The organism is Bradyrhizobium sp. INPA03-11B (assembly GCF_040446015.1).
GTDB lineage: Bacteria > Pseudomonadota > Alphaproteobacteria > Rhizobiales > Xanthobacteraceae > Bradyrhizobium > Bradyrhizobium macuxiense_A.
In genome coordinates this window covers 65,946-77,255 of the sequence record NZ_JASGSR010000030.1, presented here as the reverse complement: position 1 = coordinate 77,255, position 11,310 = coordinate 65,946, and the positions used below count along the sequence as shown (strand labels likewise).

Below are 11,310 nucleotides of genomic sequence, written 5' to 3'. Positions count from 1 at the left end.
CCCCGTAAGAACGGGGCGAGGGAGCACACCGCATTCGCAGCCCTAACCGAACCGATCCCGCCAGCTTGGCTGCGCGCCGGGGAAGGGCAGCGCGGTCGCTGAATGGACGCCGCGGGCGATCGCGCGTGCCACCGTGTTGGCGGCGATGGCGCCGAGCTTGGTCAGGCCGAACAGCGGATCGACCGGCTTGGCGCCGGTCGCGGCGGCAAACACCACATCGCCATCGAGCGGGGCGTGCACCGGATAGATCGCGCGCGCCATGCCGGTCTGCGCGATCATCGCAAGCCGCCGCGCCTGCGGTTTTGTCAATTGCGCGTCGGTCACGACCACGACCAGCGTCGTGTTCTCGGCCGCGGTGGCGTCCGCGCCGCCCTTCAGCCGCATCTTCAGCATCTCCTGGGTGAACGCGGGCGGCAGGCCGCGTCCGCCGAACTCGCCGTTCACCTCGAACGGCGCCGCCCAGAACCAGGGGCCGCTGCCGACCGTGACGCTGCCGACCGCGTTGACCACCGCGAGCGCTGCGACCTTGATGCCGTCGTCGGTCACAGCGGAGGCCGAGCCGAGGCCGCCCTTGAGGTTGGCGGTGGTCGCGCCCATGCCGGCGCCGACGCTGCCGAGCTCGAAGTCATCAGAGGCGGCATTCGCCGCCGCATAGCCGAGATCGCGATAGGGCGGAAAGCGCCCCCACGCCTTGTTGCCGCCGTTGAGCAGGTCGAAGCAGATCGCGCCCGGCACGATCGGGATCACCGCATCGCGGATGCGAAAGCCGCGGCCGCGCTCGGCGAGCCAGGCCTGCAAGCCGCCGGCGGCATCGAGCCCGAGCGCGGAGCCGCCGGACAGCGTGATGGCGTCGATCGCCTCGACGACATTATGCGGGGCAAGCAGCGCGTCCTCGCGGGTGCCGGGGCCGCCGCCGCGGACATCGATCGAGGCCACCGCCGGCCGCTCGAACAGGATCGCAGTGACGCCCGAGGCGATCACGGCGTCGTCGGCGTGGCCGACGGCAACGCCGGCAATATCGGTGAGAAGGTTTTTCACGATGCGTCCGTCCCTGCTGTCCGATCGATCCGGTATAGCAGCCGCCGCGTCAAAGCAAAACGCCCCGGCTGACCGGGGCGGTTTGTAACTCTATCCTCGTCATTGCGAGCCACCCGGTCGGCGCGAAGCGCCGCCGGATGACAGGCTTCACGAAGCAATCCATTTCACCGCTCGCGGAGACGTGGATTGCTTCGTCGCTGCGCTCCTCGCAATGACGGAAGGGGTCTCTCAGGAGCCCTTCGGATTGATCTCGGTGTAGTTGCCCTTGGCGTCCCACTTGTAGACGACGTAGTCGATCGCCTTGATGTCGCCCTTGGCATCGAAGCTTATCTTGCCGAGCACGGTGTCCCAGTCGCCGGCCTTGATGGTGGCCATCACCTTCTTGGCGTCGGTGGTGCCGGCCTTGGCGACGGCCTGCGTCCACACCTGCATCGCGGCGTAGGTGTAGAGCGTGTAACCTTCGGGATCGATGTTCTTGGCCTTGAACTTCTCGACGATCGCCTTCGCGGTCGGCTTGTTGCGCGGATCGGGGCCGAAGGTGAACAGCGTGCCTTCGGCGGCGGGGCCGGTGATCGAGGCGAACTCCTTGTCGTTCATGGCGTCGCCCGCCATCAGAATGGTCTGCAGGCCCTGGTCACGCATCTGGCGCAGGATCAGGCCAGCTTCCTGATGGTAGCCGCCGACATAGACCAGATCGATGTTGTCGCGCTTCAGGCGCGAGACGATCGAGTTGAAGTCCTTGTCGCCCTTGTTGTACGACTCGAACATCTTCTCCTGGAAGCCGGCCTTGTTCAGCGCCTTCTTGGTCTCATCGGCGAGGCCTTTGCCGTAGGTGGTCTTGTCGTTCAGGATCGCGACGTTCTTGCCCTTGAAGTTCTTCATGATGTAGTCGGCGGCGACCAGGCCCTGCTGGTCGTCACGGCCGCAGACGCGGGCCACGTTCCAGAGCTTGCGCTCGGTGAACAGCGGATTGGTCGAGGCCGGGGTGATCTGCAGGACGTTGGCGTCGGCATAGGCCTCGGAGGCCGGGATCGACGACGACGAGCAGAAGTGGCCGGCGACGAACGGGATCTTCGACGAGCCGATCTTTTCCGCGATCGAGCGCGCCTGCTTCGGATCGCAGGCATCATCGTCGGCTTCCAGCGCGAGCTTCTTGCCGAGCACGCCGCCGGCGGCGTTGATGTCGGCGATTGCCTGCTCGGCGCCGTTCTTCATCTGCCGGCCGAAAGCGGATTCGGAGCCCGTCATCGGGCCCGCGACTGCGATGGTGATATCTTGCGCGAATGCGCTCGCCGAGAATGCGAACGAAGCGCCCAATGCCAGGCCGATCAGCTTCAGTGATTTCATGAGACGTCCCTCGTGGTCGTTGCCTCTTGCGGAAGGGCCCGGCACGCCGGGCCCCAAAACCGCCGGCATTCTCGGCTGGTTTCGCGCCGAAGTCACCGGCAATTTTCAGGCAAATCGACGCTACATCAGCTGCATCCAGCTGCAGGGGCGGCACGAAACGTGCAGCTACCCGCGGCGGCCGCCTTCCAGATAGGCGGCGCGGATTTCCGGGCGCTGCAGCAATTCGGCGCCGGTTCCGGCCAGCGTGATCAGGCCGTTGACCATGACATAGCCGCGATGGGCGAGCTTCAGCGCATGGTTGGCGTTCTGCTCCACGATCAGCACGGTGAGGCCGTCCTGCCGGTTCAGCGTGCGGATGGCTTCGAAGATCTGGCGCGCGATCAGCGGCGCAAGGCCGAGCGAAGGCTCGTCCAGCATCAACAGGCGGGGCCGGCTCATCAGGGCGCGGCCGATCGCGAGCATCTGCTGCTCGCCGCCGGACAGCGTGCCGCCGCGTTGTGCGACGCGTTCCTTCAGCCGCGGGAACAGCGCGAACACGCGCTCCAGCCCGGCCTCGCGTTCGGCTTCGCTGCATTCGGTGGCGTCGGCGCCCATCTGCAGGTTTTCCGCGACGCTCATGCGCGGAAAGATCCGCCGGCCCTCGGGCGATTGTGCGATGCGCAGCCGCGCGATCTCGTGGGTCGGCACGCCCGTGATGTCATTCCCGTCGAACTCGATCCGGCCGGCGCGGGCGCGCGGCCGGCCGAAGATCGTCATCATCAGCGTCGACTTGCCGGCGCCGTTGGCGCCGATCAGGGCGACGATCTCGCCTCGATTGATCTCGATGTCGACGCCTTTCAGCGCCTCGATCTTGCCATACGCCGCACGCACGCCGCGCACCGCGAGCAGGGGTGTGGTTGCAGCTAGCGCGCTCACGTGCCGCTCTCCATCACGGCGATCGCCTCTTCTTCGTCGGCGCCGAGATAGGCGGCGATCACCTTGGGGTCGTCGCGCACGGCCTTCGGCGAGCCTTCGGCGATCTTGACGCCGTAGTCCATCACCACGACGTGGTCGGAGATCTCCATCACGACAGACATGTCATGCTCGATCAGCAGGATCGAGGTGCCCTGTTCGTTGCGGATCGACAGCAGGAGTTCGTTGAGCCCGCCGCTCTCGCGCGCGTTGAGGCCGGCCGCCGGCTCGTCGAGGCAGAGCAGCACGGGCTCGGTGCACATCGCGCGCGCGATCTCGAGCCGGCGCTGGTCGCCGTAAGCGAGGTTGCCGGCGGCATCGTCGGCGCGTGAGAGCAGGCCGACGCGGTCGAGCCAGGTCCGCGCCAGCTCGATGGCGCGCTGCTCGGCCTCGCGCCAGGACGGCAGGCCGAGCAGCCCGAGCAGGGTGAGGCCCGAGGCGCGCATCAGCGCGTTGTGCTGGGCGACCATCAGGTTCTCCAGCGCGGTCATGCCGGGAAACAGCCGGATGTTCTGGAAGGTGCGCGCCACCTTGGCCTGCTTGGTGATGCGGAAATCGTTCAGCCGCTCGAGCTGGATGGTGTGGCCATCGTCGTGGGCGAGGCGGATCGCGCCGCCGCTCGGCCGGTAGAAGCCGGTGATGCAGTTGAACACGGTGGTCTTGCCGGCGCCGTTCGGTCCGATCAGCGCGGTGATCTTGCGCCGCTCGGCCGCGAAGGAGAGCTGGTTGACCGCGACGATGCCGCCGAAGCGCATCATCAGGCGGTCGACGGTGAGGATGGGATCGCCGCTCATCCGTGGCCCTCCTTGACGAGGTCGGACGAGATCACCTGGTTGCGCTCCAGGAACACGGTCGGCGCGCGATGGCCAATCAGCCCGCGCGGCCGCCAGATCATCAACAGCACCATCGCGATGCCGAACACCAGCATGCGGTACTGATCGAACCCGCGGAACAATTCGAAGCCGCCGATCATGGTGAGCGCGGCCAGCGCCACGCCGAGCTGCGAGCCCATGCCGCCGAGCACGACGATCGCCAGCACCAGCGCCGATTCCTGGAAGGTGAAGGATTCCGGGCTGATGAAGCCCTGCCGCGTGGCGAAGAAGGCGCCGGCGAAGCCGCCGAACATCGCGCCGGTCGCGAACGCGGTGAGCTTGGTCGTGGTGACGTTGATGCCAAGCGCGCGGCAGGCCACCTCGTCCTCGCGCAGCGCTTCCCAGGCGCGGCCGATCGGCAGCCGGCGCAACCGGATCGTCACCCAGTTGGTGAGCAGCGCCATCGCCAGGATCAGATAGAACAGGAACACGATGCGGTGGGTCGGCGAGAACTCGATGCCGAGCTTGGCGGCAAGCCCGTCATCGCTGTTGTCGAGCGGAATGCCGAACAGGGTCGGGCGCGGGATGCCGGAGACGCCGTTGGGGCCGCCGGTCAGGCTTTGCCAGTTGATGATGACGAGGCGGATGATCTCGCCGAAGGCCAGCGTCACGATCGCGAGATAATCGCCACGCAGCCGCAGCACCGGGAAGCCGAGCAGCACGCCCCAGAACGCCGCCAGGATGCCGGCGAGCGGCAGGCAGACCCAGAACGACAGTCCGAAATTGGTCGCGAGCAGCGCGTAGGAATAGGCGCCGACCGCATAGAAGGCGACGTAGCCGAGATCGAGCAGGCCGGCGAGGCCGACCACGACGTTCAACCCCCATCCCAGCATCACATAGGTCAGCACCAGGATCGAGAGGTCGAGAATGTATCGCTGGTTGTAGAAAATGACAGGGACGAGGAAGGCGAACACCAGGAGTGCCGGAGCGAGCCAGCGGCCCGCGAACGACATCGCCGATTGCACCGGCTGCGGCACGATGCGATCCTTGTCGACCGGCCCCCACCATTGCCGCAGCAGCTCGATGATGATGCTGCCGCCGAACACGGTGCCGACCATGGCGGCGAGATCGCCGAACCGCGTCCAGTAGATCAGGCCGCCCTGTGGGCCGGCCTCGGTGCGCAAGCCGATCATCAGCGAGAACAGCACCAGCGCGACGACGGCACTAATCAGGGCTTTCTTGAGAATGAAGGCGCTGCCCGAGGGCTGCGCAGTGTGCGAGGGGCGGGCTGAGGTCGTGCTCACGAAGTGCCTGTCAGACTTTTTCGACTTCGGGACGGCCGAGCAGGCCGGTCGGCATGAAGATCAGCACCACGATCAGGATCGAGAACGCGGCGACGTCCTTGTACTCGACCGAGAAGTAGGCCGACCAGAACGTTTCGATCAGGCCGATCGCGAGGCCGCCGAGCATTGCGCCGGGCAGCGAGCCGATGCCGCCGAGCACGGCGGCGGTGAACGCCTTGATGCCGGCGACGAAGCCCATGAAGAAATCGACCAGCCCGTAATAGAGCAGGTACATCATGCCGGCGACGGCTGCGAGCGCTGCGCCGATCACGAAGGTCATCGAGATGGTGCGGTCGACATCGACGCCGAGCAGCGCGGCCATGGTCTGGTCCTGCTCGCAGGCGCGCATGTCGCGCCCGAGCCGGGTGCGCGAGACCAGCCAGGTGAACAACGCGAGCAGCACGATGGTGGCGAGCACGACCACGATCTGGATGTTGGAGAGCTGCACGGCGAAGCCTTCGGAGCCTTCATGCAGCGTGTAGCCACCGGTGATGATCGGCGGCACCGGCTTGACGCGCGCGCCCTGCGACACCTGCGAGAAATTGGTCAGCACGAACGACATGCCGATCGCCGACAGCATCGGGGCGAGGCGGAACGAATGCCGCAGCGGCCGATAGGCGATGCGTTCGATGGTCCAGCCATAGAGCGCGGTGATCACCATCGAGACCAGCAGCACGATCAGGAGGATGACGGGGATCGCGGTGAGGCCGAGCGACACCAGCACCAGGAACGAGATCATCGCGATGAAGCCGCCGATCATGAAGATGTCGCCATGGGCGAAGTTGATCATGCCGACGATGCCGTAGACCATCGTGTAGCCGATGGCGATCAGGCCATAGATCGAACCGAGCACGAGGCCGTTGATCAATTGCTGGGCGAAATAATCCATGCGCTGCCGTCAGAGCCTGTTCGGTTGAGAACCGAACGGGCTCTCGGTTTGATTTGGACGCGGTGTCTTCACGCGAACCGGTCTCCACTTCGCTCGAAAACGCTACGTCGCGGGTGACGCGGCGAGGCCCCCGGCAGCCTGGTCCGTCGCGTCGCGGTATTTTCTAACAGCGGAACCCCGGCGGCGGCAACAGCGTGGCAGCAGCAGAAAGGGCTTTGTACATAACTACTTTGGCGGGTGCGGTTCCGATGTCACAGGGGGCGAGACCCAGTTGCCTTGCAATGATCGCGCCGGAACCCGTGTTATCAGAGCAACTGCGGTCCTGATGCGCGCGTTGTCCCCAGTTGGATGAAAAGGATGAACAACCAGGGCCCCCGGGTTAGCAGCTCAGGTGCCGCAGGATTCGAGCCGGCAAGGCAATTGAGCAGTTGCAACAAAAAGGGTCTCGCCGAGCAGCGAGGCCCATTTCATCTGCTGATTTGTTTCTGTTTGATGTTCAGGCCAATTGATCGGCGAAGCGGCCGCGGAAGGCGTATGAACCGAAATGCGTCAACTCGCTGCGCAGGTCCAGCCAGATTTCGCCGCCCAGGTCGATCCAGCGCCGGCAGAATGCGTAATCCTCGGACAGATACTCGCCGGTCGTCTTGTCGATCATGCATTCGAACAGCGACACGCGGTCGAGGTCGGCGCGAACCAAATTGCCGGTGTTCAAGTCGTTGGTCTTGTGGTTCGCGCGGTATTTCAGTTCGGGATGGGCGTCGCACAGCCTGACGAGCGCGGATCGCTTCATCATCAGGAAGCCGGTTCCGGCATATCGGACCTTGGCGAAGCCGTCGCCGCGAACCGTGATCTGGTCGCCCGCCCATGTGACGACATAGTCAAGCGAGGACGACGCGAGGTTCGCTCGCTTGGCGTCCGCAGCCCGCTGCACCTTGGCCCAATCGATGTGTTTGAGCGGATAGGCCGCGGCCGAGACGTCGGCATCGCTATCGAGCAGCCGGAACACCGCCTCGGGCTCGAACCCGATATCGGCATCGATGAACAGGAGATGGCTGGCGCCAGAGGCGAGGAATTGGTGGGCAAGCTCGTTCCGGGCGCGCACGATCAGCGATTCGTTTCCGATCAGGTGGAACACGATGTCGATGCCCCGGGCGGTGGCCGTAGCCTGAAGCTTCAGGGCTGACAACACATAGGCCATCTTCAGATCGCCGCCGTAGCAGGGCGTTGCGACGAAAACGCGGGTTCTTTCAGTCATTTTACCCCCTCATGCTCCCCAGCGCAGATCCTGGCCGGGCCCGATCGCATCGATCCCGGGAACCATCGCACCGCGCTTAACCTTAACAAAGGGTTTAAATTGCTGCCGGCAATCGATCGGCGTTACCTCGCGAGCTGAACCGTCGCCGGTCTGAAAGGCGCGGGAAGCACGGGAAGCGGCAATGTCGAACAACTGGCGGATCAGTTCCTTCAACGGCGCGCTGCTTGCGGCCTATTTCATTCCGGTCTGGACCATCATCGCGTTCAGCATCATGGTGTCGCCGATCCACGGCCTCTATGAGCGGCCGAGCGTGTCGTTCGCGCTGTATGCGAGCGACTATCTCCACCTCGGCAAGATGGCGACGGTGCGGCTCGCATGGCTCTTGGCGCTGGCGCGGATCACGGTGGTGGCGTTCTTCGCGGTGTTCCTCGCGATGGCCGCGTTCTCGCCGTTGCGCCGAAACAGCAGTGGCGCCGACGAGGCGCTCGCGGTGGCGCTCTGCCTCGGCAGCGTGCTGAGCTTCGCCAGCATGATGATGGCCTCCAAGGTCGGCGAGGTCGAAGCGATGCGCATGCATGCGTCGGAGCTTCTGATGCTGCTGGGCACTGCGATCGTGATGCTGTTCGAGACCTCGCCGAAGCGAGCTGCCGTGACTCCTACCGTTGAGGCGGGTGCGCCGGCGAGTGGGCTATCCCTTCAGCAGCCCTAAAGCGCGATAGTCATCGCGCTTTAGTTCGTTGTTTTGAGCATGATCTCCGCGCAAACGCGTTCCGCGTTTGTCGCGAGGGAAAACCGCTTCGCACTTTTCCGGATCATGCTCCTAGTTCGGCAATGATCGCGCCGGCTTCCTTGACGGCGTGATTGGCCGCCGGCACGCCGCAATAGATCGCTTGCTGCATCAGGATTTCCTTGATGTCGTCGGGCGTGAAGCCGCCTTCAGTGAGCGCGGCGCGCACATGCAGGCGGAATTCGTCCCACTGGCCGAGCGCGACCATGGTGCCGATCACAAGCACGCGGCGCGTGCGGTGATCGAAATGCGGCCGGGTCCAGATATCGCCCCACGCATAGCGCGTGATCAGGTCCTGGAAGTCGGTGTTGAACGCGTTGCGGTTCTTGATCGACTTGTCGACCCATTCATTGCCGAGCACCTTGCGGCGCTGCGTCATGCCGTCGTCGCGGCGTTGATTGTCGTCCATGGAATTTCCTCCTGAAATCGTAGCCCGGATGGAGCGCAGCGCAATCCGGGGTTCGGTATTCACGTCAACGGCCGGTCCCGGATTTCGCTTCGCTCCATCCGGGCTACACAGGTCTTGCGGTTACCGTTGCGTCAGGAAGCCGACCACGGCTTCGGTAAAGGCGTGCGATTGCTCGACATTGGAAATATGCGCGGCATCAAGCAGCGTCATGCTGGCGCCGGGAATGCCGCTGCGGATCATCTCACCCGCCGACACCGGCGTTGCCATGTCCTGCTTTCCTGCGATCACCAGCGTCGGGCTCTTGATCCTGGGCAGCAGCGCGCGCTGGTCGAGGGTCGACAGCGCCTCGCAGCAGGCGAGGTAGCCCTCGACGGGAGAGGCAATCAGCATCGCCTTCATGCGCGCCGTCGTCTCGGGCTCGCGCTCGCGGAAGTCGGCAGTCAGCCAGCCCGCGATCACGGTGTCGGCGACCGCGGCGATGCCGCCTTCCTTGACCGCCTTGATGCGGTTCAGCCAGTTGGCCGGATCGGGATAGTAGCAGGCGGTGTTGGCGAGGATGATCTTGCCAAATCTTTCAGGGGCGTTGGCGCCGAGCCATTGCCCGACCATGCCGCCCATCGACAGGCCGCACCAATGCACCTTCTCGATGTTGAGGTCGTCGAGGATTGCCAGCACGTCGCGGCCGAACCGCTCCATCGAGTAGGGTCCATCAGGCACGCCGGATTTGCCGTGACCTCTGCGGTCGTAGCGGATGACGCGGAACATCTGCGTCAGCGCCTTCATCTGCGGCTCCCACATCTGCAGGGTGCAGCCGAGCGAGTTCGACAGCATCAAGGTCGGTCCGCCGTCGCGGCCATCGACCTGGACATTGAGCAGGCATCCGTCGGCGTTGATCATCGGCATCGTGTTGTCCCCTCTCGTCATGTGCTTGCCGGATCAAGCCCGGCAATGACATCTTCGCTATTTCTCATCCAGTGAAGCCAGCAACCGGTCGATCAGCGTCTGCGAGGCACCCTGATAGGCCATCGGCTCGAATAGCTCTGCGATACGCTTGGCGTCGAGATGTGCGGTGATCTTGGCATCCGCCGACAGCACGTCGCGCAGATGCTTCTTGTCCGCGACCGCTTTCTTGCTCGCGGACTCGATCAGATGATGGGCGTCGCTCTTGCCGATCTTTTCGGCCAACGCAAACGTCACGGCCTCCGCCATGATCAACCCATGGGTCGCATCGAGATTGGTGCGCATCCGCGCCGCATCGACCTCGAGCCCTTCGGCGAGGTCGACGATGGCGGCGAGCGCGCCCGAGGTCACCAGCATCAGGCCCGGCAAGGTCGGCCATTCCGCATGCCACGGGCCGGCGCTGCGCTCATGGTCCTGCACCTGCGCGGCGAAGATCGTTGCGGCGAGGTTCGGTGCCATGGTCGCGGCGCCCAGCGCGCTCGCGGCGGCAACGGGATTGCGCTTGTGCGGCATGGTGGAGGAGCCGCCGCGGCCGGCGCCGGCGGGCTCGAAGGCCTCGCCGACATCGGTCTGCATCATCAGCGAAATGTCGCGCGCGATCTTGCCGCAGCTGCCGGCGAGGATCGCGAACACCGACGCCGCCTCCGCGATGCGGTCGCGGTGGGTGTGCCAGGGCGCATCGGGCCGCGGCAGTTCAAGGGTCCAGGCCAGCGCCTCTTCCACCGCCAGTCCCCTATCGCCGAGCGCGGCGAGGGTGCCTGCAGCGCCGCCGAATTGCAGCGCCAGCGTCTCGCGGCGCAGCCGCAGCAGCCGCTTGCGGGAGCGGTGCAGGGCTGCGGCGTATTCGGCGAGCTTAAGCCCGAACGGCATCGGCAGCGCATGCTGCAGCCAGGTCCGCGCCACCATTGCGGTATTGCGATGGGCGCGCGCTAATCCGGCAAAGCCCGCAACGGCGCGGTTGAGGTCGGCGAGCAGCGCGTCGATGCCGGCGCGCAAGGTCAGCATCGTCGCGGTGTCGATGACGTCCTGGCTGGTCGCGCCCCAATGCACGTAGCGCGCCGCCTCGGCATCCACCTTGGCGACCTCGGCGGTCAGAGCCTTCACGAGGGGAATCGCCAGATTGCCGGACCGGGTCGCGGCTTCCGCAAGCGCGGCGGTGTCAAACGATTCGGTCTTGCAGGCTTGCTCGATCGGCGCCACGGCGGTCCATGGAATTACGCCGACGAGGGCCTCGGCGCGGGCCAGCGCGGCCTCGAAATCCAGCATGTTCTGCAGGGTGGCGGCATCGTCGCACACCGCGCGCATCGAGGCGCTCGACAGCATCGGCGCAAGCAGGGGGGAGAGGGCTGTGCTCATGGCGCGCGACCTAACCACTCCCGGGCGTCGCTGCCAATGCCCCGGCGCTGCCGGCATTTTCAACAGCGCGGATTGCGCGATTTCGTGAACAGCGGGCTTGGCTTGCTGCGGTTGCGAATATGCATCGCTCATCCTCCCAAGGTGGCCTTTCCTTTGCGCCCGG

The 11,310-nt window shown here is 65.3% G+C and carries 12 protein-coding genes; 1 reads left to right on the top strand and 11 read right to left on the bottom strand.

The features are described from left to right. Positions 1–42: 42 nt before the first annotated feature. From QMZ05_RS15470 to QMZ05_RS15435, 8 genes are all read right to left on the bottom strand, one after another. Complete coding sequence (locus tag QMZ05_RS15470) at positions 43–1,038, bottom strand: P1 family peptidase (protein WP_353701531.1); 996 nt, start codon at positions 1,036–1,038, stop codon at positions 43–45. Between the two features lie 228 nt (positions 1,039–1,266). Beyond that, positions 1,267–2,385: a branched-chain amino acid ABC transporter substrate-binding protein gene (locus QMZ05_RS15465; RefSeq protein ID WP_353701530.1), complete on the bottom strand. Its 1,119-nt coding sequence runs from the start codon at positions 2,383–2,385 to the stop codon at positions 1,267–1,269. Positions 2,386–2,550: 165 nt separating this feature from the next. Further along, positions 2,551–3,300 carry an ABC transporter ATP-binding protein gene (locus QMZ05_RS15460; RefSeq protein ID WP_353701529.1) on the bottom strand — a complete coding sequence of 250 codons (750 nt, stop codon included), beginning with the start codon at positions 3,298–3,300 and terminating at the stop codon, positions 2,551–2,553. Further along, positions 3,297–4,130, bottom strand: a complete 834-nt coding sequence (locus QMZ05_RS15455) for an ABC transporter ATP-binding protein (protein WP_353701528.1) — start codon at positions 4,128–4,130, stop codon at positions 3,297–3,299. The genes QMZ05_RS15460 and QMZ05_RS15455 overlap by 4 nt, the downstream gene beginning before the upstream one ends. After that, complete coding sequence (gene livM / locus QMZ05_RS15450) at positions 4,127–5,452, bottom strand: high-affinity branched-chain amino acid ABC transporter permease LivM (RefSeq protein WP_353701527.1); 1,326 nt, start codon at positions 5,450–5,452, stop codon at positions 4,127–4,129. Before livM ends, QMZ05_RS15455 begins: the two co-directional genes overlap by 4 nt. A gap of 10 nt (positions 5,453–5,462) precedes the next feature. Further along, positions 5,463–6,380: a branched-chain amino acid ABC transporter permease LivH gene (locus QMZ05_RS15445; protein WP_353701526.1), complete on the bottom strand. Its 918-nt coding sequence runs from the start codon at positions 6,378–6,380 to the stop codon at positions 5,463–5,465. Between the two features lie 496 nt (positions 6,381–6,876). Then, the gene (locus QMZ05_RS15440; RefSeq protein ID WP_353701525.1) at positions 6,877–7,635 is read right to left on the bottom strand and encodes a hypothetical protein; all 759 of its coding nucleotides are present in this window, start codon (positions 7,633–7,635) and stop codon (positions 6,877–6,879) included. A gap of 9 nt (positions 7,636–7,644) precedes the next feature. Beyond that, positions 7,645–7,848: a hypothetical protein gene (locus QMZ05_RS15435; RefSeq protein ID WP_353701524.1), complete on the bottom strand. Its 204-nt coding sequence runs from the start codon at positions 7,846–7,848 to the stop codon at positions 7,645–7,647. Between QMZ05_RS15435 and QMZ05_RS15430 the strand changes: the two genes are divergently transcribed. After that, complete coding sequence (locus QMZ05_RS15430) at positions 7,817–8,344, top strand: hypothetical protein (protein ID WP_353701523.1); 528 nt, start codon at positions 7,817–7,819, stop codon at positions 8,342–8,344. The genes QMZ05_RS15435 and QMZ05_RS15430 overlap by 32 nt on opposite strands. 103 nt (positions 8,345–8,447) lie before the next feature. On the opposite strand, the gene QMZ05_RS15425 is transcribed toward QMZ05_RS15430, so the two are convergent. From QMZ05_RS15425 to QMZ05_RS15415, 3 genes are all read right to left on the bottom strand, one after another. Further along, a complete protein-coding gene (locus QMZ05_RS15425) occupies positions 8,448–8,831 on the bottom strand; it encodes a carboxymuconolactone decarboxylase family protein (protein WP_353701522.1) in 384 nt (127 codons plus the stop codon). 120 nt (positions 8,832–8,951) lie between these two features. Next, positions 8,952–9,734 (bottom strand): 3-oxoadipate enol-lactonase, encoded by a 783-nt coding sequence (pcaD, locus tag QMZ05_RS15420; protein ID WP_353701521.1) that lies wholly within the window; start codon positions 9,732–9,734, stop codon positions 8,952–8,954. A 57-nt stretch (positions 9,735–9,791) separates the two neighbouring features. Next, complete coding sequence (locus tag QMZ05_RS15415; RefSeq protein WP_353701520.1) at positions 9,792–11,147, bottom strand: 3-carboxy-cis,cis-muconate cycloisomerase; 1,356 nt, start codon at positions 11,145–11,147, stop codon at positions 9,792–9,794. Positions 11,148–11,310 lie beyond the last annotated feature (163 nt).

Excerpts from the sequence above, each read along its gene's own strand:
- QMZ05_RS15440 (WP_353701525.1), bottom strand. The coding sequence starts at position 7,635 with ATGACTGAAAGAACCCGCGTTTTCGTCGCAACGCCCTGCTACGGCGGC.
- QMZ05_RS15465 (WP_353701530.1), bottom strand. The coding sequence starts at position 2,385 with ATGAAATCACTGAAGCTGATCGGCCTGGCATTGGGCGCTTCGTTCGCA.
- pcaD (WP_353701521.1), bottom strand. The coding sequence starts at position 9,734 with ATGCCGATGATCAACGCCGACGGATGCCTGCTCAATGTCCAGGTCGAT.
- QMZ05_RS15415 (WP_353701520.1), bottom strand. The coding sequence starts at position 11,147 with ATGAGCACAGCCCTCTCCCCCCTGCTTGCGCCGATGCTGTCGAGCGCC.
- QMZ05_RS15455 (WP_353701528.1), bottom strand. The coding sequence starts at position 4,130 with ATGAGCGGCGATCCCATCCTCACCGTCGACCGCCTGATGATGCGCTTC.
- QMZ05_RS15445 (WP_353701526.1), bottom strand. The coding sequence starts at position 6,380 with ATGGATTATTTCGCCCAGCAATTGATCAACGGCCTCGTGCTCGGTTCG.
- QMZ05_RS15430 (WP_353701523.1), top strand. The coding sequence starts at position 7,817 with ATGTCGAACAACTGGCGGATCAGTTCCTTCAACGGCGCGCTGCTTGCG.
- QMZ05_RS15425 (WP_353701522.1), bottom strand. The coding sequence starts at position 8,831 with ATGGACGACAATCAACGCCGCGACGACGGCATGACGCAGCGCCGCAAG.